The organism is Halobacillus sp. Nhm2S1, assembly GCF_019599545.1.
In the GTDB taxonomy this organism is placed as follows: Bacteria; Bacillota; Bacilli; order Bacillales; family Halobacillaceae; genus Halobacillus.
On the sequence record NZ_JAIEZV010000001.1, the window covers coordinates 1,041,156 to 1,062,941 of the forward strand.

Annotated in this window: 29 protein-coding genes; 10 read left to right on the forward strand and 19 right to left on the reverse strand. The window is 43.2% G+C overall.

Features of this window, described 5'->3' with window-relative positions:
• Positions 1–135: 135 nt before the first annotated feature.
• Positions 136–312: a hypothetical protein gene (locus K2225_RS05375; RefSeq protein WP_220583806.1), complete on the forward strand. Its 177-nt coding sequence runs from the start codon at positions 136–138 to the stop codon at positions 310–312.
• A 61-nt stretch (positions 313–373) separates the two neighbouring features.
• On the opposite strand, the gene K2225_RS05380 is transcribed toward K2225_RS05375, so the two are convergent.
• Entirely contained in the window at positions 374–1,330 is a 957-nt protein-coding gene (locus K2225_RS05380) for a BMP family ABC transporter substrate-binding protein (RefSeq protein WP_370632710.1), read from the reverse strand.
• A gap of 86 nt (positions 1,331–1,416) precedes the next feature.
• Entirely contained in the window at positions 1,417–1,938 is a 522-nt protein-coding gene (locus tag K2225_RS05385) for a hypothetical protein (RefSeq protein ID WP_220583807.1), read from the reverse strand.
• Between the two features lie 131 nt (positions 1,939–2,069).
• Here K2225_RS05385 and K2225_RS05390 point away from each other — a divergent pair, with 131 nt between their 5' ends.
• Together K2225_RS05390 and K2225_RS05395 are read left to right on the forward strand one after the other, a co-directional pair.
• Complete coding sequence (locus K2225_RS05390) at positions 2,070–2,246, forward strand: YjzD family protein (protein WP_237417175.1); 177 nt, start codon at positions 2,070–2,072, stop codon at positions 2,244–2,246.
• A 194-nt stretch (positions 2,247–2,440) separates the two neighbouring features.
• Entirely contained in the window at positions 2,441–3,259 is an 819-nt protein-coding gene (locus K2225_RS05395) for an undecaprenyl-diphosphate phosphatase (RefSeq protein ID WP_220583808.1), read from the forward strand.
• A 63-nt stretch (positions 3,260–3,322) separates the two neighbouring features.
• On the opposite strand, the gene moaD is transcribed toward K2225_RS05395, so the two are convergent.
• From moaD to K2225_RS05420, 5 genes are all read right to left on the reverse strand, one after another.
• Positions 3,323–3,556, reverse strand: coding sequence for a molybdopterin converting factor subunit 1 (gene moaD / locus K2225_RS05400; RefSeq protein WP_089654271.1), 234 nt, complete (start codon positions 3,554–3,556; stop codon positions 3,323–3,325).
• Positions 3,553–4,011, reverse strand: coding sequence for a molybdenum cofactor biosynthesis protein MoaE (locus K2225_RS05405; RefSeq protein ID WP_220583809.1), 459 nt, complete (start codon positions 4,009–4,011; stop codon positions 3,553–3,555). The genes moaD and K2225_RS05405 overlap by 4 nt, the downstream gene beginning before the upstream one ends.
• Entirely contained in the window at positions 4,011–4,529 is a 519-nt protein-coding gene (mobB, locus tag K2225_RS05410; protein WP_220583810.1) for a molybdopterin-guanine dinucleotide biosynthesis protein B, read from the reverse strand. The genes K2225_RS05405 and mobB overlap by 1 nt, the downstream gene beginning before the upstream one ends.
• A gap of 174 nt (positions 4,530–4,703) precedes the next feature.
• Positions 4,704–4,988: a metal-sulfur cluster assembly factor gene (locus tag K2225_RS05415; protein ID WP_089654274.1), complete on the reverse strand. Its 285-nt coding sequence runs from the start codon at positions 4,986–4,988 to the stop codon at positions 4,704–4,706.
• 104 nt (positions 4,989–5,092) lie between these two features.
• Positions 5,093–5,857, reverse strand: coding sequence for an alpha/beta fold hydrolase (locus K2225_RS05420; protein WP_220583811.1), 765 nt, complete (start codon positions 5,855–5,857; stop codon positions 5,093–5,095).
• 182 nt (positions 5,858–6,039) lie between these two features.
• Here K2225_RS05420 and K2225_RS05425 point away from each other — a divergent pair, with 182 nt between their 5' ends.
• The 3 genes from K2225_RS05425 to K2225_RS05435 all read left to right on the forward strand — a co-directional run bounded on the left by K2225_RS05425 (position 6,040) and on the right by K2225_RS05435 (position 7,311).
• Positions 6,040–6,858, forward strand: coding sequence for a Cof-type HAD-IIB family hydrolase (locus K2225_RS05425; RefSeq protein WP_220583812.1), 819 nt, complete (start codon positions 6,040–6,042; stop codon positions 6,856–6,858).
• Positions 6,859–6,952: 94 nt separating this feature from the next.
• On the forward strand, positions 6,953–7,099 hold the full coding sequence (locus tag K2225_RS05430; RefSeq protein ID WP_220583813.1) for a hypothetical protein: 147 nt from the start codon (positions 6,953–6,955) through the stop codon (positions 7,097–7,099).
• Positions 7,100–7,101: 2 nt separating this feature from the next.
• A complete protein-coding gene (locus K2225_RS05435) occupies positions 7,102–7,311 on the forward strand; it encodes a DUF3813 domain-containing protein (protein WP_146814139.1) in 210 nt (69 codons plus the stop codon).
• Between the two features lie 235 nt (positions 7,312–7,546).
• Here K2225_RS05435 and K2225_RS05440 read toward each other — a convergent pair whose 3' ends face one another.
• Positions 7,547–7,714: a hypothetical protein gene (locus tag K2225_RS05440; RefSeq protein WP_220583814.1), complete on the reverse strand. Its 168-nt coding sequence runs from the start codon at positions 7,712–7,714 to the stop codon at positions 7,547–7,549.
• A 92-nt stretch (positions 7,715–7,806) separates the two neighbouring features.
• Positions 7,807–8,043 carry a hypothetical protein gene (locus K2225_RS05445; protein ID WP_220583815.1) on the reverse strand — a complete coding sequence of 79 codons (237 nt, stop codon included), beginning with the start codon at positions 8,041–8,043 and terminating at the stop codon, positions 7,807–7,809.
• A gap of 76 nt (positions 8,044–8,119) precedes the next feature.
• Here K2225_RS05445 and K2225_RS05450 point away from each other — a divergent pair, with 76 nt between their 5' ends.
• Positions 8,120–8,665 (forward strand): DUF6944 family repetitive protein, encoded by a 546-nt coding sequence (locus K2225_RS05450; protein WP_220583816.1) that lies wholly within the window; start codon positions 8,120–8,122, stop codon positions 8,663–8,665.
• A 32-nt stretch (positions 8,666–8,697) separates the two neighbouring features.
• On the opposite strand, the gene K2225_RS05455 is transcribed toward K2225_RS05450, so the two are convergent.
• Both K2225_RS05455 and K2225_RS05460 read right to left on the reverse strand, forming a co-directional pair.
• Positions 8,698–9,123 (reverse strand): hypothetical protein, encoded by a 426-nt coding sequence (locus tag K2225_RS05455; RefSeq protein WP_220583817.1) that lies wholly within the window; start codon positions 9,121–9,123, stop codon positions 8,698–8,700.
• 17 nt (positions 9,124–9,140) lie between these two features.
• A complete protein-coding gene (locus tag K2225_RS05460) occupies positions 9,141–9,968 on the reverse strand; it encodes a DUF2785 domain-containing protein (RefSeq protein ID WP_146814156.1) in 828 nt (275 codons plus the stop codon).
• 133 nt (positions 9,969–10,101) lie between these two features.
• Here K2225_RS05460 and K2225_RS05465 point away from each other — a divergent pair, with 133 nt between their 5' ends.
• Positions 10,102–10,365, forward strand: a complete 264-nt coding sequence (locus tag K2225_RS05465; protein WP_089654261.1) for a NifU N-terminal domain-containing protein — start codon at positions 10,102–10,104, stop codon at positions 10,363–10,365.
• Between the two features lie 28 nt (positions 10,366–10,393).
• On the opposite strand, the gene K2225_RS05470 is transcribed toward K2225_RS05465, so the two are convergent.
• Positions 10,394–11,293 carry a BsuPI-related putative proteinase inhibitor gene (locus K2225_RS05470; protein ID WP_220583818.1) on the reverse strand — a complete coding sequence of 300 codons (900 nt, stop codon included), beginning with the start codon at positions 11,291–11,293 and terminating at the stop codon, positions 10,394–10,396.
• Positions 11,294–11,355: 62 nt separating this feature from the next.
• Positions 11,356–12,204 (reverse strand): YitT family protein, encoded by an 849-nt coding sequence (locus K2225_RS05475; RefSeq protein ID WP_220583819.1) that lies wholly within the window; start codon positions 12,202–12,204, stop codon positions 11,356–11,358.
• Between the two features lie 181 nt (positions 12,205–12,385).
• Between K2225_RS05475 and K2225_RS05480 the strand changes: the two genes are divergently transcribed.
• Entirely contained in the window at positions 12,386–13,246 is an 861-nt protein-coding gene (locus tag K2225_RS05480; RefSeq protein WP_220583820.1) for a DegV family protein, read from the forward strand.
• 132 nt (positions 13,247–13,378) lie between these two features.
• A complete protein-coding gene (locus K2225_RS05485) occupies positions 13,379–14,305 on the forward strand; it encodes a DUF4349 domain-containing protein (RefSeq protein ID WP_220583821.1) in 927 nt (308 codons plus the stop codon).
• Positions 14,306–14,363: 58 nt separating this feature from the next.
• Here K2225_RS05485 and K2225_RS05490 read toward each other — a convergent pair whose 3' ends face one another.
• The 6 genes from K2225_RS05490 to nagE all read right to left on the reverse strand — a co-directional run bounded on the left by K2225_RS05490 (position 14,364) and on the right by nagE (position 21,419).
• Entirely contained in the window at positions 14,364–15,776 is a 1,413-nt protein-coding gene (locus K2225_RS05490) for an alpha-amylase family glycosyl hydrolase (RefSeq protein WP_220583822.1), read from the reverse strand.
• 339 nt (positions 15,777–16,115) lie between these two features.
• Complete coding sequence (locus K2225_RS05495) at positions 16,116–16,829, reverse strand: sugar isomerase domain-containing protein (protein ID WP_220583823.1); 714 nt, start codon at positions 16,827–16,829, stop codon at positions 16,116–16,118.
• A 10-nt stretch (positions 16,830–16,839) separates the two neighbouring features.
• Positions 16,840–17,562 (reverse strand): phosphonate metabolism transcriptional regulator PhnF, encoded by a 723-nt coding sequence (phnF, locus tag K2225_RS05500; protein ID WP_220583824.1) that lies wholly within the window; start codon positions 17,560–17,562, stop codon positions 16,840–16,842.
• 5 nt (positions 17,563–17,567) lie between these two features.
• Positions 17,568–18,305 carry a glucosamine-6-phosphate deaminase gene (gene nagB / locus K2225_RS05505; protein ID WP_220583825.1) on the reverse strand — a complete coding sequence of 246 codons (738 nt, stop codon included), beginning with the start codon at positions 18,303–18,305 and terminating at the stop codon, positions 17,568–17,570.
• The gene (gene nagA / locus K2225_RS05510; protein ID WP_220583826.1) at positions 18,302–19,489 is read right to left on the reverse strand and encodes an N-acetylglucosamine-6-phosphate deacetylase; all 1,188 of its coding nucleotides are present in this window, start codon (positions 19,487–19,489) and stop codon (positions 18,302–18,304) included. Before nagA ends, nagB begins: the two co-directional genes overlap by 4 nt.
• A complete protein-coding gene (nagE, locus tag K2225_RS05515) occupies positions 19,482–21,419 on the reverse strand; it encodes an N-acetylglucosamine-specific PTS transporter subunit IIBC (protein ID WP_220583827.1) in 1,938 nt (645 codons plus the stop codon). Before nagE ends, nagA begins: the two co-directional genes overlap by 8 nt.
• Between the last annotated feature and the right edge of the window lie 367 nt (positions 21,420–21,786).

Genomic DNA, 21,786 nt, shown 5'->3' on the forward strand with positions numbered 1-21,786 from the left:
TAATTCATCTTGGACTAATCTGCAAGTTTTCCACCACATGATCCTTGAACTACTATTTCTTTTTTTATTCTGTTATACCTGCCTACAAAATACATCAAGGTCTTACATAAATTGTAGCAGAGGAGGTGTGCTTGTATGGGCAAAAGAAAGTCATCCCCATTTGATGATTTCTGGGGGTTCCGTCAGCAAGAAGATCATGAAGGGGAGAAAGGTTCGCAACCAAAACTCAATGATCTGTTCCAAGAAGCTTCAAAAACATGGAAGTCCGTGTCACCGATGATCAAACCAATGATGGATAAATTTAAGAAGTAAAAATAAGTTCCTTGAATTTGACATGAATTCATAAAAAAACCTCTGAAGCTTTTTGTCTGCTTCAGAGGTCTTTTTCAGGGAGATCTCCTGTTTCTTTATAAGTTTCTACAACTTCTTCCATTTTGCTTTGGAAGTTTTCCGGGATCCTTGGGCTGTAACCCCCCATTTTTATAGCACCTTCTTGAAAATCAAATGTAAGCATTTCTCCAGGTAGGTCTTCGTTCATATAACGCTCCATCGCTAATTTATATACTTCATCTACCTTTTGGACAGTACTTGTGAGCACCGTATTTTCAGCTACAGAAGATTGGTCCTGTACATAACCGATGGCAAAATTCCCGTCATTTTGGGCCCTTTCAATGACCGCAACATTAAAAACATCTCCCGCTGGATAAAACACATCCACACCCTCTTCTTTCATCGAGTCATAATACATGAGGGCCATCTCCGTATTCTCCCAGCTGTTGGTAAGTGATATGTCAACTTGAGCCTCAGGATTTTGATAGATGACACCTTCATAAAATCCTTCTACTTCTGGCTGCCATTCAAATACCCCAATGATTCCAACACGATTGGTTTTAGTCATCTCCCCAGCTACCATTCCAGCGAAAAATCCCATCGCTTGCGCATCGAAATTGAGGCTTGTTACATTTTCGGCTGAGAATTGGCCATTAAAATAGACGAAATCCATATCAGGATAAACCTCATGTAATTCCCTGAAGTGATTTCCATATAAGCTGCTATGTCCGAAGATGACGTCAATTCCTTTAGCTGCAAACTCATCGACGGCCTCGGCTGTATGTTGATATGTGCGTATTCCTTCTTTAAAGTAAATATCTACTCCATATTCCTCCTGGATGGCTTGCAATCCTTTGTACCCTTGCTGCCCCCATGCTTTGTCATGGATCGTCGTTTCAACTAGCATGCCGACCTTTATATCTTTTTTATAATCTGGCAAACCTTGACATGCGACAAGGGAAAATAATAGAGAGAGGATCATGATGGACTGTAATTTCACATTCAAGCACTCCTAAGTACCTACTTATATCCTCTCCCTATTCTACATTTTTTTCATATCAAAAGTAAATGACAACATTGAGACCCCTAGATATTGCGAAGCATCTGCTCACAGCGCCACAGAGCATCCACTCTTTCTGTGATGATATCCTTGTCTTCAAGTCGCTCTCCTACACGCAACGGTTCCTGATCAAGAAAGCTTCTCAGGAAGATATCCATGAAATCCCCGATATAGATTGCCTGGTGATCCATGATCCATTGCACCAGTTCATCTTTTTCCTGAGCGCCTGTTTTCCTGATATCCATCCATTCACCATAAAGAAGGGGCGTCTCGATCCAATTTCTTTCTGTATCTCCTTGCCTGACCAACAACCCCCCATCCACTAAGTCCACTTCCCACTCGTCACTTGATTGTTGGACGTGATTTTCTTTATCACTTCGTTGAAAAAAATGCTGGAAATTGCTGTTTCTGCCTACGTACATATATAGGAGATCGCTCTTCGAATCCTCGATGGGGTCAATACCGATGACTTCGATACCTTCCTGAAGAAGACTCGATGTCAGATGATATCCAATCCAATGAAAGCAAGGGTTAATGGTCACCATCATAGGCTATCCTCCTCTTCCTTGTCTTCCTACATAATATTCAATGGAAACGTTAATCATGAAGCGATTTCATATTTCCTTTTCCTGTACTCTCTGATAAGATAAGAATAGATTGTGTAAAAATGAGGTGAGTAATGATGCGGATGATTTGGACAATCATTTGGGCTTTCCTATTGAGCTTCATGTCCGCTTATGTAGTCAGCAACATGGCTGGGAGCAGTTTCGCTTTCTCTCAAGTCATCATTATGACAATTCTTTTCACACTGGCTGCAGTTGTTCTTGGGGAAGGAATTATCAAAGAAGAAGCATAAGCCACACTCAAGCGTTGCTATCCTTCGGGAGGCAACGTTTTTCATTTGGAAAATGATGAGATTCTCCTCTAGCCACAAGGACAAGGTTCCTTTATAATCGTAGAGTGCGTGAACATCGTCACAATTGTTCTATCAACACAAACAAAAAATATAGATAGAAATAGGAATACAGACGGGCAGGAGGAACAAAGAGTATGGAACAACTATGGTTGATTATTAAATATTTATTTTTGGGGATCTTTCAAGGATTTACTGAACCCATTCCGATTTCATCCAGTGGTCATTTGGTCATTGCACAGGAACTACTAGGGGTTGAATTGGAAGGACTCACCTTTGAGGTGCTCGTGAACTTTGGGTCTCTCGTAGCGGTTTTGATCATCTACCGCGAAGATCTCCTTCGCCTCATACAAAATGGATTCGGATACTTATTTAATCGCAGCCAACGCAATCATCAGCAAAAAGATGATTTTGATTTCATTATTTATCTGATCATAGGAACAATTCCGGCTGGGGTGCTTGGCGTTCTTCTCGGAGATGCTATTGAAGTTTTATCTACCGTTCAAACGGTTGGAATCACATTGATCATTACAGGAATTGCCCTTTGGTTAATTCGTAACCTGAGAGGACGCAAAGGCGACGGACAATTAACGTGGAAAGATGCCTTGATTGTAGGGATTGGACAAGCAGTCGCTCTGATACCGGGAATAAGCCGCTCGGGAGCCACGATTGTTGCCGCCATGTTTTTAGGAATGAAACAAGAGACGGCGCTCCGTTTTTCTTTCTTATTATTTATCCCTGTAAGTCTGGGAACAATGCTTCTATCCATAGAAGATGTGATCAAACATGCAAGTGATGAGAATGCCTGGTTTGCCTATATCATGGCCTTTGCGGGATCTGTAGTCGCTTCGTATTTCTCATTAAAATGGTTCATGGGCATCATGGCCCGTGGGAATTTGAAATACTTCGCGTTTTACTGTTTTATCGTCGGGGGACTTGTCGTGCTATTCTTATAAATCCGAAAAGCCAGTACAACTATTAAAGTTGTACTGGCTTTTTAATTAAATGGGTCCAGAGGGTTACCCCCCACTAACTGGAGGAATAAAAGCAATCGTATCACCTTCAGTGATGGTTGTATCCTCAGGAGCAAATTCTTCATTGACTGCCATCATGCAATTGTTCACTTGGTCGAGGGAATATTCGGAGCGCACTTTTTCTTTCACTTCTCCTAAAGTCATTCCGGCTGCTGCCAGTCTTACCTCATCCGTTCCAATCGCTTCCTTTAATCCCGCAAAAAATAAGAGTGTATTCATTTGATTTCCTCCTTCAACGGAACTCCCGGCTTGACCTCTTTCTGGTCTCCAATCCATTCTTCACCGTCTTCCCAATGCTCTTTTTTCCAAATGGGAACAATTTCTTTAATTCTTTCTATAGCATAACGGCTGGCTTCATAAGAGTCGTTCCGGTGCGGAGTGGAAACAGCGATGATTACAGCAACATCCGTAATCTCAAGGCGTCCGACCCGGTGGGCAATGACAACGTCTGCGCTCGGCCATTGCCGCTCCATTTCCTTGGTGATTTGTTCCAGTTTCTTTTCCGCCATCTCTTTGTATGTTTCATATTGTAAATAAAGGGTCCGTTTGCCTTTTGTGAATTCTCTTACTGTGCCAATAAACGTATTGACGGCACCCGCCTCTCTTCGGATTACCCTCTTTGTTACATCTTCAATCTCGAGTGGCTCTGATGTAATCCAACAGCGCTTTTCCATCAGGCTCCCTCCTTCGCTATACGATAGACTTCTGGTAAGCGCTTTCTCCACTCTCTGAGCGATATGGCTGGTAAGGATATTTGATCCAACATTCGCTCATCCCAACAAATGACTAGTTGGATATTCGTTAAACTTTCAAGCAATGAGAGATCTTCTTCCCTTTTTATAATGACAGCCTTAGGAAAGTCTTCCTGCTTGTACCCTTCCACAGCAATTAAATCAGGAGAAAAGTGCTGATAAATGTTTACAAGTTGCGTGAGCGGAAAATCATCTTCGTGAGATAATTCAAGCTGAAATCTTCGAGGGCTGTCCACTCCTGTCAAAAATGCGCCCGATTCATGAAGCCGATAACTATCCGTATCAAGATGCATAACCTTCAACGGTTCCTCATGACCATGGTGCTTGATCGCCGCTACTTTGTCTCCACGGTCTGTCCCATAGGCAATCAAATCTGAGAGCAATGATGTCTTTCCAGTATTTTTGTAACCGACAATTTGAAAAACCGGCGTTTCGGGCATTCGTCTTCCCTCCTTGGTAATCACTCGCACACGTTAAATAACAATGGGGCTTGGATGATGTGCACTGGACCGCGAACGGAACAGAAAAGACAACGCTCTTCGCCGGATCTGTCTTCCTTTGTTATGTAAAAACCCCTACCGTCGTTCACACGGCAGGGGCATAGCTTCCATAAATCAATCTGGAATTCCAAGAGCTATCTTCGCATAACGGCTCATACGATCTTTGGTCCAAGGTGGATTCCAAACGATGTTGACCTTGATTTCATTCAATTCAGGCAAGTCAGCGAGAGATCGTTTGACATCCTGTTCGATATGACCCGCAAGCGGGCAGCCCATAGCCGTTAGCGTCATGGTTACCGTTGTGTCGCCATTGTCATCTATATCGACGCCATAGACCAAACCTAAGTTGACGATATCAATGCCGAGCTCAGGGTCAATGACATTCTCAAGGGCACCCATTGCATTTTCTTCAAGTGCAGTTGTACTCACATTAGTTCCCCCTTCACAATTCTTCAAACTCTATTATAAACAAAATTTCAAAGAGAATAAAATATTCCCACTGGTTACAATACTAACTCCAACCAATTGACCATTTCGATAACAGCAAAACGGCTGACTTTATGATCACGTCCGACCTCTCTCAGAAAACGAATATTTTCAGGGTTCTTATATTGAGCGATCGCTTCATTATAAAAATCATAGGAATGCTCAAACGGAACAACTGGATCCGCATCGCCATGCCAGAAAAACAGCGGCCGTCCATAAAGTTTATCCATTTGCTTGGAAAGGTCAATACCTTCAAGTGAGCTGTACAGTTCATCAAGGTCTGCTTCTTTCAAAGGAAGTGAAACCCCGGAGTTTTCGACGTCCTGTATGAGCTTTCTGGCAAAATCAACAGGCTTTGGCGACCCCATCATCACAGCAGAAGCTTGAATCCAGGGATACATCGTCAATGCAGCACTTGTCGTTATACCGCCCATGGAGGTTCCGCCGACACCAATCCGTCGATCTTTAATTAGATCCTGCCGATCAAGTTCATCTTTTATATCTTGAAGCTCTTTTAAATTTTGATACACGATATCCCAAAACTTGAAGTTGAGTTCCTGTTTCGGCAGTTCTTCATCACGTTCTCCATGATGAGCGCTATCAGGAAGGATGACCCGATACCCCTTTTGAGCAAGGAGATAAGCTTGGGGTAAGTTATGTTCTTTTGCGGATGTGAACCCATGGAAGTAGATGAACACGGGTAATGGCTGATCTTGTTTCGTCGAATCGACTACAGTTAAAGCGGGTACATTTTTATAAGTATTACGGTAAATCCCAATCATTGTTCCTATTTCCTTTCTGCAAAAACTTTACGTTTGGTTTAAGTTGTGTTTATAAATGGTTTATATAATATGTATCGTAACACTGCCATCTTTAATTGGAAAGTGTTAGGTAGTCACAAGGGAAATTCTTTACAATCCACCGCTCTCCCCGATAAACTATACATACAAATGAGGTGAAGATTATGGAACGACATTTGATTGCATTAGATTTAGATGGAACATTATTAACCGATAATAAAGTCATTAGTGAAAAGACGAAGAATACCGTCCTGAAGGCTATGGAACAAGGTCACATCGTCGTCATAGCAACAGGCAGACCACACCGGGCGAGCATTGATTATTATCATGAACTCGGTCTTGATACACCAATGGTTAATTTTAACGGGGCACTGATTCACCATCCGAAAAACCACCGTTGGGATGCCATTCACTCTCCTTTAGGGATTCGTACCGCTCATAAAATCATTCACACCTGTCAGGAGCTCGGTGTGAAGAACATTCTTGCTGAAGTGAAAGATGATGTATATTTAGATCAATATGATGAGGAAATCATGAGTATTTTCCAAACCAAAAACGACCCCATTACCGTCGGCCGCCTTCAATCAAACTTAAAAGAAGACCCGACATCCATTCTCATCCATCCAGAAGAAGAAAAAATCCAAAGGCTCCGGGATGAACTGGACGATCACGCTTCTCTGATCGATCACCGCAAATGGGGTGCTCCGTGGCATGTCATTGAAATTGTGCGGGCAGGCATGAATAAAGCCGTTGGTCTGGATAAGATCGCCCGATACTTCCATGTCCCGAATGAGCGGATCATTGCTTTCGGAGATGAAGACAATGATTTTGAAATGATTGATTATGCAGGTGTTGGCGTAGCGATGGGAAATGCCATCAATGAACTGAAAGACCTTGCGAATCATGTTACCTATACCAATGAAGAAGATGGGATCGGCGTATTCCTCGATGATTATTTAAAAATAAACAAGCGTGCGATATAAGGTACATTTTTCCTCGCGTAAAAAAGGACCCTCCTGCCATACTAATCTTGAACGTGAAAGCGTTCAGGCTTATTTATGACAGGAGGGTCTTGTCATGGAGCAGCAAAAGAAAACCAATCGTAAACAGGATCGCTGGACAGAAGTTCGAAAATTCGACGAAAGCGAGATGGAGCCGAAAAGGCTTTCAGAAGCGAATCGTAAAGAAATCGAATCAGACCAGCATACGGTAGGAGGGTTTTAACCATGGAGAAAAACCTTTTTGAAAACGCGCGCGAAGCGGTCAACCGTTTCACCCAAAAGCGTGGGGGCAAACACGACGCGACTAGCCAACATGATATGGAAGCCGCGAAACAAGCGATTCAGTCTGCCTATAGCCAATGTTCTCAAGAGGAGAAACAACAGCTACAGCAGTTTGAACAAGAAGTGGAAGCTCACCACAACAACTTACGATAACGATCGTAGAGAATCAGGCTGTTCCCAAACAGCCTGATTCTTTTTAATTCAAGTTTCCGACTTTTGTACACTGCCATAATGTAGAAGATCTATGAGTAATAATAAGTGTTTTTATTTGAATGGGGATTAGAAAGTTATAAACTTGTCTATCCGGGTATATAATGAATACCCCCTAATGATTTTCTAAATACATCGAAGCGCCGGATTGAGTGCACAATCCGGCGCTTCGATGTATTTAGTTACAAATTTCTTCTAAGCTTTTCACTACTTCGAGATCAGGATCTGTGGGTTGAACAAAAACAGCTTTCATCCCCATATTTAACGCCCATACAAATTGTATCGATCCAATATGGACTTTAAATGAACTTCGGCCGCCATGAAATCTTTTGTTTTCACGTAACATTCTCGTGCTTCTTTGATTCAAACCCCATCATGCATGGCGACGGCGAAAGGCAACCAACACTCGACCCCGATCGATATGTACTGCTCAAATTCTTATTGCATTTTATGGGGATCCGCCCGTCTTATCGTTTCCCTACACCACACGTCTCCATCCCAGGAGGTCACTATTTCAATTTTACTCGTAAATGTGTCCACGTTCACGATTGTGTCGTGCTCCATGTCATACTCTTTACCAATCGCAAGTAAATGTTCCCTATTCCTTATGGCCATATCATCTTCATACCACGTTCCGTCCAGGTCAAAAATGAAACAGGCTGCCTTCTCGATCACATTAATCGCCACCCCTTCTCTATTCCTTATCACCATCACACTATACTTGAGTACCATAAAGAGAGGAGGAATGAACATGGTCAGGAAGAACAACCAAACTTTAATCGGTTCTTGGATCATTGCGGCCGGTACCGTCGCTTCAGCCGTTAATGCTTCGATTAATGCCTATACAGGCGACGATGGTGAGGGACTTAATCTCATCGGGAATACATTCCAAGCAACAGGAAATGGAGTGGTTGCGAATGATGCAGAGTCTATTCTCTCTGCATCAGGAAATCTCATTCAGTCAGCAGGAAACTCTACGATCATTTACAGTATTTTGGCAGACTTAGAAAGGAAAGACGAGTTAAATCTTGTAATAAAAGGAAATTTGTTACAAGCGTTCGGCGGTCTCATCGCATTTTCTGAAACATACGAAACGGACGCTTCCTTGACGAACGCCTACAAATTAAACGGCGAATTGTTAGAGGTCGTCGGAAATTCGATTCAGGCTGTGGCTGCAGGACGTGAGTTGGAGGGGATTGAAGCTGGCCATTTTTCTGCACTTGGAAGCTGGATTCAAGCAATCGGGGCCGTTATTGTAGCTCTGACTATCACCAAACAGGAACAGAAGAGAGTATAAAATACATAAAGGCCGGGAGCATTCCCGGCCTTCTACTCGAATCTGTAATATGACTTCTTTAATGTGAATGCATATAGGACATGGCCGATCAGCCAATATAAAATCGCTGTCCCATCTGTGAGAGCTGGGGTCTCTTTAATCGCTAAAATCGTTAGTGGTACATAGGTCGTAGCAGCAATGGCTGTAAGAAGAATGGCCAGGCCCCACCGGTTCCGGTTGGTTTCCTTCCATTTACGCATAAAGACATAACTATATAGAATGCCGATCATCCAGGATATGATCATGTGAAAGAGCCACTCCATCACCACAGGCCAATCGATGTCACCGATGACAGGGATAAAGTCCACATTCATCAATAACGTGTACACTTTCTTCCCTGTTATTTTCTCTACAAACCACATATACAAGCCAAGAACAATACCTGATGTTGTCCCTATAAAGACTCCCCATCGAATCATAAGCATCCTCCAAGGTTTTAGTAAGCTTCCTGTTTCCTAAGTTCCCTTAATAGCATCTCTAAAACCTGACGAAGCTCTCGATAATCCCCTTCAAGCATACGGAAGTACAGAGCTCTCATAAAGTGCTTGCTGTTGTTAATAATGATATCCTCATTCGGGTCCTGCCAGCTGTCACGGATATAAAGCAATGTTTCAAGCCACTCCACGCGTTCGGCATGGCTGATTTTACCAAACATTTTCATAACTGCTGTCACCATCCGCTCTTCTTCATCAAAAAGGTACGGATGATCGATCAGGAATTGCTCTCTGATTACTGGAAGCATCTCCAGGATTTCTTCTTTGGTTATTTCTTCGCAGGCAGCCACGCTGTAAATGGCATCAGCCGCATGCGCCATTGCATGCGCCCACCCTTTATCTTTTACATAGCCGCGGTGGTCTTTTTCCTGCTGCATATATTTTTTCAAATGATCCCATACGCGATGAACTTCCTCTTCCTTTAAAAACGGGGAATGTCTGTGCTTTTCCATGATGGGCGGAATCAGCAATACAGAAAAACTGCGTTTGAACACAGCATCCTCTTCTTTCTTGGATGTTCCGATTCGGTAAAATAAATAATTTTTATTCAATACGGACTGCAATATATTCTTTAACTGTTCATTTGAATAGTAACCGCGTTCGATAAACGTCGTAAATATAGAATGGATCAAATCATCTCGCAAAACAGGATGGACAGATCCGACTTTTTGTAGCATCATAGTGGTGAGCTCTTGTAAATTCTGACCTTCAGGCAGCGTGTAATCATTTTCTTTGATCGGCTGTAACATTTCAATCAGTCTTGATTCCATCGCACACACCTCCTAAACATTGCTCTCATTGTACCACAGATCCAGAGCAATCATATATCCATGAGGTTCGTAGTTTTGAAGGTTATTATTTTTTGATAAAATAAGAAGAGACGGAACAGAGGAGGATACTATTATGGCAATTCAAGTACAGGAAACACCTAACCCTAATGCACGTAAATTCACAACTGAGTCTATGATCTTTCAAGGGGACGGCAGCGTGTCTGTCATGCCTGGTCAAACAAGCGAGCACAAAATCATGAACGACTTGATGGAACTTGATGGCGTCGATAACGTCTTCGGCTTCCAAAACTTCATCACCGTCAATAAGCTCCCTCAGGCCGACTGGGACGAGTTGACTCCTAAAGTAATGAGTACACTTGAAGAATACGGCTATTAAAAAAAATCCGCCATCATGGCGGATTTTTTTATTCTTCCGGCTGGAAGTTTTCTAATGGGATGTAATTCATATTCGTCGGACTTCCATCTTGTGCACTTTCTTCAAACAAAGTAAGGGTCAGGGTCCCAAACATCGGCAGATCTTCTTCTGGGATATCAATCTCAAGCTCAAATGTAGACCATGACGGAGCTCCTTCATTTACCTGGAAGGCTGTTGGTTCCACTTGCACATTATGCCCGTCTTCGACACTATATATGAAGCTTCCTTCGAAGACACGTGCCTCTCCCTTAACTACATAGGAACCTTTTTCACCTGTGACAGTGATATCACGGAAAGCCTGCCCATCTCCATCGTATTGAGACGATGGTGCTTGTTTTTCAGAGCCTTCTTCCTCATCTGTTTCCTCTTCAATCGTAAAACTTTGAGTCACTTGGAAAGGATTTGCCTCCAAAGACTGGTCATTGATTGTATTCACAAGAAACGTCATCGTCGCTTCATAAGTTCCGGGTTTCTCAATTCCCGTCCACGTTTCTTTCACATCGAAGACATCCCCTTGAGCCAACTCCTCTGTCGTCAGTTCTTGTGTAAACATTTTATCGGCAGAGAAGGTGTACACACTCTCTCCTGCTTCGTTCTTGACCTGGACTTCATACTTTTGACTGGAAGTAAAACCAAGCGTGACTGGCTCTTCCCCGGCATTTTCCAAGTTAAAATTAAAGGTTGCCGTGTTAGAAGTTGCGTCAATCGTCGCGTCCATGGCTATTTGTTCAATAAGAGCTTCCATATCCACTTCTGGTTCTTGTTCAGATGGTTCTTCCGTCATCTGATCCTCCTTTTCTTCTCCGCTCGCTTCATTTTCAGTTTCATTTGCACAGGCTGCTAAGGAAAGCACCAGGGTTCCTAACAAAATGGCCAAAAACTTTTTCATGACCCCACTCCTCTATTTTTCTATTTATTACATAAGTCGTTTGTCTTTAGAAAAAAGTTACACTATTGGTCATCTTTTCTGAAGAACCCGAAAATACCAGTGGTTTGCACGATGTTTGTGAACGCCTGGGGATCTACTTCCTGAATAATATGCTGCAAATCATAGAGTTCATATCTTGTTATGACCATGACAAGCATATTCTTATCCTGCTGAGTGAAAGCTCCTCTCGCTGGCAACGTTGTAATCCCACGTACCATATGCCCATGGATCGCTTTTTCCAAATCGGCTGCTTTCGATGTAATGATCATCGCCGTCAGTTTCTCGTGACGTGTATGAATGGCATCAATGACCCTTGTAGTCACGTACAAAGTCAGCAATGTGTAGAGTGCATTTTCCGGCTCATATAATAAACCGGCAATCGCGATAATTGCACTGTTAAGTATAAGGAAATAAATGCCGATCGGACGGTCTTTCATCCTGGACAAAACCATGGCTACGATATCGAGACCGCCGGTAGAAGCACCCCATTTTAAGGTGATTCCAACACCCATTCCCCCGATAACTCCACCAAACACAGCGTTCAGAATGATATCCTCAGATAATTGCTGGACAGGAATTAATTCAAGAAATAGAGTGGTGAAAGCAACTGATATTGCACTGTAAACAGTAAAACCTTTTCCCACCTTCAGCCATCCGAGAATGGCGACTGGAATGTTAAGTAAGAATAGTAGAATACCTGTACTCACCGGTACACCGGCAAAATCATTTAAAATACTTGTGAGCAACTGGGCAACCCCCGTAAACCCACTCGCATAAACATTTGCTTCAATCAAGAATAAATTCAGCGAAACCGCGTTTAACACAGCGCCGAACAGAACAATCAATATACGTTTTATTTCAACAGTAAACAAAAGCGAACCTCCTTGCCTAAATTCATCTATTCATTTTTATCACCGTAGTAGAGTAAAATCAAGATAATTTTGGTAGAATCGTGTAAAGTTTTGTCGGATGGTTTGCCAACAGTATATTTTGACTATCTCACGGTTTGTGCCTAAACTAAAAGTACATCCTAAAAAATAGAAGGTGACGCGTATGCATGTACAAGTATTGTGTGATTCTGCAAGTGATTTGAACCAAGAAATGTTTGAGCAGTTTTCTGTCCAATCCCTTCCATTGAAAGTCATCCTAAACAATGAAGAATATGACGATGGGATCGACATCACTCCAAAAGAAGTCTACGACCGTATGAAAGACGGGGAAGCACCTAAAACAGCTCAAGTCTCCCCGCAAACTTTTCGAGAAACGTTCACTGCTTTAGCCGAAAAAGGGCAGCCTTTCATTTATTTTGCGTTCTCTTCCGAACTATCAGGTACATACCAAACAGCAAAAATGATTGAACAAGAAGTAAAAGAAGAGTATGAGAACGCCCGATTTGATGTCATCGATACAAAAGCTGCTTCCCTGGGCTATGGTCTAGTTATTTTAAGAGCTGCAGAATTGGCAAAGGGTGGTGCTTCGTACGATGAAGTGCTTGAGCTTGGACAATACCACGCCACTCATATGGAGCATATTTTCACAGTCGATGATTTGGAATACTTACAACGCGGGGGCCGGGTAAGCCGAACCGCTGCATTTGTAGGCGGTTTACTGAAAATCAAACCTCTCTTGCATATGGAGGATGGAAAACTTATTCCTCTTGAAAAAATCCGCGGTTCGAAAAAAGTTTTGAAACGCATGCTCGAAGTCATGGATGAGCGTGGAGCAGACCTCCAAAACCAGCGCATGGCTATCAGCCACGGAGATGATCTGGAAAGAGCCGAGCAGCTCGCGGAAATGATCAAAGAAACTTATGGAACGAAAGAAATCCATATTGATTACGTCGGAGCAACCATTGGAGCCCACGCCGGACCAGGCACGATCGCCCTGTTCTTTTTAAATGACACCTATAAATAAACATTCCCAAATACATGTAACCCTACTCCCTTAATTACGACTAATAACTAAAGGCACAGAGAGGTTGGGTACGCTCTTTCATGAGAGCGTTCCACCTTTTGCCTTGCCAAGTCTAATATAGGGGGTCTTTTTATGTACAGAAAAAGAAAAATGATCTTACTTATTTTCACCCTCACCATGCTGCTTGCCGCATGCAGCGGAGAAGACAACAGCAAAGCACCTACAGGTGAAGAATCCACAAGCGAAAGTAGCTTCGACAATGCCAATGAGTCGATGAATACGGAGACAAAAGAAGCATCGAAAAGCGGTCTATCAGAAGCACCAGGTACACCGGAGAATGACATAGAGCAAGCGGAAGCCCAACAAGAAAGAATGATGATCTACGAAGCACACATCGACCTTGAAACCAAAGATTTTGATAACTTCCAACAAAACCTCCAGTCACAAATGAATCAACATGGAGCTTATATGGTAGAAACCAATGTTCACAAAACGGAACGCGGAAACAGGCAAGGCCATATTCGAATTCGAGTCCCTCAACCGAACTTTGAAGGTTTATTGAGCGGTTTTGAGACTATATCAGACCAAATCATATCCAGGAATATAAATAGTAGAGACGTGACGAAGAACTATGTGGACCTGAAGGCAAGGTTAAAAGCAAAAGAGGAAATCGAAGCAAGGCTTCTAAGTTTTTTGGAAGAAGCCACTGCCACAGAAGACTTAGTGGAAATATCTCAAGACCTTGAACGCGTACAATCAGACATTGAATCTCTGAAGGGGGAGATGAACTACTTAGAAAATCAAAGCGACTTTTCCACCATAACCATTTCCTTTACTGAAACCAAGGTTGTCGTCGGTAGAGTTGATCAACAAGACTTGAACACCTGGGAACGAACAAAACAAGCCTTTTTCAAAAGCATTAACGGGATAACAAGTATTGCCTCATGGCTTTTTATCGCAGCAGTAGGCTACTCCCCAGTCGTTATTCCTGTGCTCATCGTCATTGCCCTAGGGATCTGGCTGCGTAAAAAAAGAAAAAGCAAGTCTGATGACAAATAAATGCTTACCAAAAACAATTCAACAATAAAAACAGGCCCAAGCTGGGCCTGTTTTTCATTTATCTTTTGTCCGCTTTCCGATTCTTCAAGCTGATTACCGTAACCGCTATGACAAACAAAGAGAGTACTCCACCGACGAACCCTATAAACAGCCAGTTATAGCCGCTATTAGGTTCAACGATGAAGACGTCAGCTGTTTCACGTTCCATACCAAGGCGGTAGGACCCATCGCTTTGCTGACGGACAAGACCATCATGAAGCAAACCTCTTAACTGGTGGTCATCTTCCATACCTTCCAGGGTCATGGTGCGGGTCTCTTCTGCATTATTGAGGGCTACAACCATGTCATTACCATCATATGTGCGTTTGAAAACGACAAGTCCGTCCTCGTTGTACAGTTCGCGATACTCCCCTCTGGTAAGGGCTGGAAACTGTTCTCTCATCGAATTCAGTTTTTCTATCCGTTTTTTCAGTTTTTCATCCCCGGCTTTAAAATTCATCATCGGGAGATTTTGCGGATCTCCTCCATCATCTATAGGGGTTTCGGTTCCGTAGTACACAACCGGGACACCCGGGACCGTGTATATATACGTTAAAGCCAGCTGCCATCTTGTAATCGGATTTTGCCCTTTTACGACAGCTTCATGTGTAAAACGAGACACATCATAAAAGTCCAGCTGGTGCGGCTGTGAAAGATTCTCTTCTGCTCGAAGATCGTTTAGAGAGTTGCCTGATTGATTAAAAGACTCTCTTGTCACCTTTCTGAACGGATGATCTTCTTCAATCGAAGAAGTGTACTTAATCAGAGGGGCCTCCTGCAAAGACGTTCCACTTAAATCCGATTCATTCATGATAATTCGGAAACCATCTACCCCCGTCTCTTCTTTCCAAAAATCCATCGTTTCTTTAAAGTAAGTGGCTACATTTTCCCTTTCCAAAGCAACCTGAGGCAATTGATCAAACCACGGATGCTCGCTGGAAACCTCTTCCCCTGTCAGCCAGCCGGACTCATCATTACTTTCTGTCCACGGATGGTTCTCAGATACAAATCCTGCAGGAAGATCAAAAAGCACTTTTAAATCTCGGGCATGAGCTTCTTCCACCACTTCTCTCGCTTCTTCCATCGTTCCGAAATGTTCTTCAACATTTCGGAAGTCTGATACGTGGAAACCGTGGTAGCTGTCTCCATCATTCTGCATAATCGGAGAGAGTTGAATGGTGGTAAAACCCAATTCTTTTATGTAATCCAGTTGATCGACAATCCCAGATAAGTCCCCACCATGATACGCGTTGGGGTTTTCCAAATCTACGCCTTCATTGTTGTTCATATCTCCGTTCATAAAACGATCGACAACAATATAATAAACGCTTTCATCCTGCCATTGCCTTTCTCCGCTAACTTCAGCCTTTGCTGTCACAGGCAACCCTAAAAAAAACGGGAGGCATGCCAACAGCATGATTGCTCTTTTCATCTTCTGTGTCCCCCTTACAGATGTCATACCTCATTCTAGAGTAGCCCTTCCCCCCTTACTCCGTCAATCTCCTGCTCAATTCTCCATGAAATTGACACAGGTCTCCCTCTCTCCATTAAAAAATACAGACCCAAGGAGGTCTGTATTAAGCAGATTCAAATTCCAAATATAGAAACTAAACATAAGCTCCTGATCATTAAAGACTTAATCTCGAGATACTTTCAGGGTTCGTTGCCTTATTAGGAGTCAGGGCTCCGCGCCCGGCCCACGGAAAGCGGACGGTTTCCCGCAGCCCCTAAACTTCCACAAAATTATAGAAACTAAGACTTCATCAATACTTTAGAAAGAGATGCGTTTGTAGGCTTTCATCATGGCTTGGTTATGTTGGTCAGATCCGTCGATGTTGCCACTTTTGAAAATGGGAGGCGTGTCCCCGTTTTCTGCGATTCCCTCAATTGTTCTTGTCATGAGTTCGTGTAAAATTCCCGCTCCAACTACAGAAGAAACGGGTGAATAAGATCGATCTCCCTTTTGTATAATCGTATCCCCCACAGGAACTTCCATGTCGATGACATCATCTACGACATCCTCAAGCCTCTGATTGCTGCTGTGCCGCGAAGGTTGACTTTCTTTATAACAGAGAGATGTTAAAGCGACGGTGTACAACCCTATCCCCCTACAGTAAATGGCTGTTTCAATAGGAGCTGGATTTCTGCCGGAAGTAGAAATAATTAAGACTGCATCTTTTTTCTGCAAATCTTCCTTTATCAAATATGGCTGTACCACTCCTGATTTGCGTTCATTTTCACTAGCCTGCCTTGCTCCTCGATGCAGCATCAGTTCTTCAATCATTATTGGATGCACAGGGACAAGCCCTCCCGCTCGGTAAAAAACTTCCTGAGCAAGCAAACTGGAGTGGCCGCAGCCAAATGTATGGATAACTCCTCCTGCTTGAATAATCCGGGAAAAGCGATCACTGATCTTATCGAATTTATAGGATTGGGAGGATTCAATATCCAATAATTTCTGGGAGGCTATTGTTAAATAGTTCATTTGGAACTCCTTATCGATCAATATCTGTAATGAATTTATACCGATCAGCGCGGTAAGTAGATTTAACGACCTCAAACGGTACATTGTGAGCAAGAAAGCTTTTTCGTTCAATATGAAGTACCGGAGAGTGAGGGGGAATGTTTAAATAGTTCGCTTCTTCCTCATCTGCAGCGCGCGCTTCAATGATTTGACGTGCTTGACTAATCGCCATACCCAATTCATGTTCTACATAATTATAGATCGATCCTTGGACGATTTCTTCAGATAAATCAGGCAGCAATTCCTTGGGCATAAAGGTGTTTTCGATTGCCATAGGTTTTTCATCCGCCATTCTTATTCGTTGGATCCCATACACCTTTTTCCCTTCTTCCAAATTCAGTTTCTCACGGATATCTCTCGGGGCTTCAATAACATCAAAGGCCAGCAGCCGACTGCTCGATGTCATCCCTCTCTTTTTCATGTCTTCCGTAAAACTCGTCAAACCTTTTAGTGGCTGTTCGATTTTCTTTTCTGCGACATAAGTCCCTTTTCCTTTTTCCCGATAAAGAACGCCTGCGTTCACCAAATTTGTCACTGCCTGTCTTACAGTCATGCGACTGACTTCAAAACGCTCGGAAAGCTCACGCTCGGACGGGATCATTCTACCGGCTTCAAACTCTTCTTCTTCTATTTTTTGTTTCAGGTATTCTTCAATCTGATAATACAATGGTAACGGAACGTTTTTCTTTAACAAGGGATTCATCCTTTCCGTTGGACTTTCTTATACGCATCTTCATCAACGATCAGGGTAAGGTCGTGATGGCTTTTCAGTGAAGAAGCAGGGAAATCTTCGTCAGTCTCTCCATGAAGCAGCTGGTAAATGGCATCCGATTTCCGATCACCAGAAGCTAAAAGGATGATTTTTTGACTTTTCAATATGGAACGAATGCCCATCGTGATCGCCTTCGTCGGTACATCTTCCATAGATTCAAAGAATCGGGCATTGGCTTCTCTCGTTGAATCGGTCAGGTGTACAATATGGGTCTCACTATCAAACGAAGTGCCTGGTTCATTAAAACCGATGTGGCCATTTTCACCAATACCGAGAAGCTGTAGATCAGGGGGGCCGATCGTATCAATCACTTCTTCATAACGTCTACATTCTTGTACCAAATCCTCTGCTTTCCCAAAAGGGATGTACGTGTTCTTTTCATCGATGTTAATAGACTGAAAGAAGTTTTGATTCATAAAGTAGCGATAACTCTGATGATGCTCGGGATCCAGACCGACGTATTCATCTAAATTGATGGTAGATAAAAAACGATAATCCGTTCGCCCCTCCTTATAACTATTGATTAATTCTTTGTACGTGCCAAGAGGGGTTCCTCCCGTAGCTAAGCCTAGCACAGTATCCGGCTTTTTTGTCATTTGTTCCTCAATCATTTGAGAAGCCGCCTGACTCATCTCCTTGTAATCCTTTGCAATGATGATGTTCATGTTGCTCCCCCTTCACAATTATAACTGATGATTCCACGGCAAATCGTTGTTACTACACACCCTTTTTCATCCAAAAGGACAAGGTCTGCATCTTTCCCTTTCGTAATGCTCCCTTTCCGATCATAAACCCCAAGCTCACGAGCTGCATTGGCGGAAGTCATTTTGACCAATTCATTAAGCTCAACCCCGGCGAAAGCGCGCATTTTTCTTGCCGCCTCTTCCAGTGTTAATATACTTCCTGCAAGCGTGCCGTCAGAGAGGCGGGCTTCCCCATTATTCACCGTTACATTCTGCCCGGCAAGGTCATAGGTGCCAGCAGGGAGGCACTTGGCCCTCATCGCATCTGTTATTAGGATCGTTCGGTCACTACCAAGAACCTGATAGGCTAGTCGAACCGCTTCCGGATGAATATGGATGTGATCGACAATCATCTCAACAAGAAGGGCAGGGTTCGTAAAAGCAGCGCCCACCAAGCCCGGTTCCCTGTGGTGCAGACCACTCATTTGATTGTATAAATGTGTGATATGGCTGGCCCCTTTTTCCACTGCTTCGTTGGCTTCATTCAAGGTAGCTTCACTATGTCCCAACGAACAGATAACCCCTTTCCTTCTCACCTCTTCAATAAAAGGAAGGGCCCCTTCCAACTCAGGTGCCAAAGTTATGAGTTTAATGTTTTGATGGCTTTCATTTTGCCATTGTTCGAAAAGATCGAGGGATGGTTTCGTAATATGCTCTAAAGGCTGAGCCCCTGCTTTAGATGGGGATATAAATGGACCTTCCAAGTGAATGCCGAGCACCTCTGCTTGTCCCTGTCCCTGTTCCTGTTTTTCAATGAATTCTCCTGCATTCGTGACTGCTTTAGTAATCCGCTCTTTTGACTGGGTCATCGTTGTAGCTAAGAAACTGGTCGTTCCTTCCTGGGGGAGCTGAACGGCCAGTCCATACAAAGCTTCTTCAGTAGCGTCCATGACATCATGACCATTCGCGCCATGAATGTGTACATCAATGAAACCTGGCAGAAGTGTAAGGTTTCTATCTTTCCCATCAATAACAGAAGCCTCACCCTTCACTACGAACCCTTCATGAATTTCTTCTATTTTCCCATCACGGACTGTTACAGAACCAGAGGGGATCGTCCTGTTTTCCGTCACAACAGTTACGTTCGCAATCACCAGATCACTCATCTCCTTGGCCTCCTTCCTCTACTTTCACTACCCCTTTTTGACCTTTTTTCACATACCCTTCTTTCAAAAGTTCCACAGTAGCTCTTTCCGCATTCGTGAAAATGAACGGGGTCACTACAGAAGGTGCGTTCGCTTTGACAAAGTCAAGATCCACTCGAAGCAATGGGGTTCCTTGTTCCACTTTTTGTCCAGATTCCACAAGCAATTCAAACCCATCTCCATCAAGCTTGACTGTATCCAATCCAACGTGAATCAGCATTTCCAATCCATTCTCAAGCTCAAGACCGATGGCATGCTTCGTAGGGAAAACTTGTAGGACCTTCCCGTTCACAGGAGAATGGAAAGTTTCCTCAGATGGATCAATAGCAAAACCAGGCCCCATCATCCCTTGGGCAAAAACTTCATCTGGAACTTCAGCAAGAGGGAGCACTTTTCCATTCAACGGCATTTGAAAATCTTCTTCTTTTACTTCCTTTGATGGAACCTTTTCTGCTCCTTGCTTTACAAGTGGTACTTGTTCATCCTGTACACCTTCAGAAACGTGATATCCATGCTCCATTTGATTCTTCATCGCATCAGCGACAAACTCGACAGAAGTACCTACAATCACTTGAAGGTTTCTTTTACCGATTCTCATCACTCCACGTGCACCTTGACGCTTCAATTCCTTCTCATTGACTTTATCACGATCTTTCATTTCAAGACGGAGGCGAGTGGTACAATAATCCAACGTTTCGATGTTTTCAGGACCACCTAATGCATGTAAATAATGGGAAGCCTTCACATCATAATCATTGCTTTCTGTTTCAGTGGACTCCTCTTCCATTTCCTCATCTTCTCTCCCTGGTGTTTTCAAATCCAGTTTGACAATAAGGAAATAGAAAATCAGGAAGTAGATGGCTCCCATAAACAATCCGATTAAAATCAGAGTAAACGGATTCTGTGCAATGTTATAGTTCAGTAAATAGTCGATCAACCCTGCCGAAAAACCAAAGCCATGTCTGACATCAAAGACAAAAGCGAGAATCATCGACACACCGGTCAGCAAGGAGTGAACGACATAAAGAAGGGGAGAAAGGAACATGAAAGAAAATTCGATCGGCTCGGTAACCCCTGTAATGAAGGAGGTCAAACCGATACTCAAAAACATTCCTCCGACAGCTGCCTTTCTCTCCTTTTTTGCTGCCGCATACATAGCGAGACATGCAGCCGGCAGACCGAACATCATGACAGGGAAAAAACCAGCCAAAAAGTAACCAGCCGAAGGGTCGCCATTCAGGAAACGATTAATCTCTCCGCGCACAACATCTCCCGCCTCTGTTGTAAATGTTCCGAAATCAAACCAGATCAAAGCATTCATAACATGGTGTAAACCGACGGGAATAAGCAGGCGGTTCAGCACACCATAGACACCTACGCCAAGTTCTCCTCCGTTCAAAATCCAATTTGCCGTAGAATCAAGAACAGCTTGTGGATACACCCATACATATCCGAAAACAAAGGAAAGCACGACCATAACTGCTGAGGTGATGATCGGAACAAAGCGTTTGCCTCCGAAGAAAGATAGGAAATCCGGGAACTTTACATCATTGTACTTGTTGTAAAGCATCCCAGCGATGACACCAGCAATCACACCGGCGAAAACCCCCATATCCACATCTTTATTTATAGCTTCTATTCCACTATCCAGGACCAAATAACCAATAGCACCTGCTAAAGCTGCCGCCCCATTTCCATCTTTCGCAAAACCCATCGCAATCCCGATGGCAAAAATAAGAGCCAAATTCCCGAGAATTCCGTTACCTGCTGCCGTAATAAACGGAATGTCCAACATATCTTCCATCCCTAATCTTACAAGTAAAGCCGCAGCCGGCAATGTAGCGATCGGGAACATTAATGATTTACCTATTCGTTGTAAAAAACTTAGCATTCTTGCTAGCCTCCTCCAATTTGAAAACGTTTTACTGAAGCCATCTTACCACCATGTTTTCTAGTTGTCTATACCAGTATGATATGTTTGAATATTCTATAAAAATACACTTATATTCTCCTTAGCTACATTTTCTACACATTTTCATGATTTAAACTTATTAAAGTATATGGCAGGATTGTGGAAGACTCAGTTTCGAGATGTTTCCAGGGTTCGTTGCCTTGTTGGGCGTCAGGGGTGGCTGGGAAGCTACTCGCTTTCCTGTGGGGGAGTGGCGAGCTTCCTCGGACTTTGTCCTGTGGGATCTCGCCTATCTCCTTTCTCCCACGGGAGTCTCCCAGCTTCCCAACCACCCCTTTCAATGTAA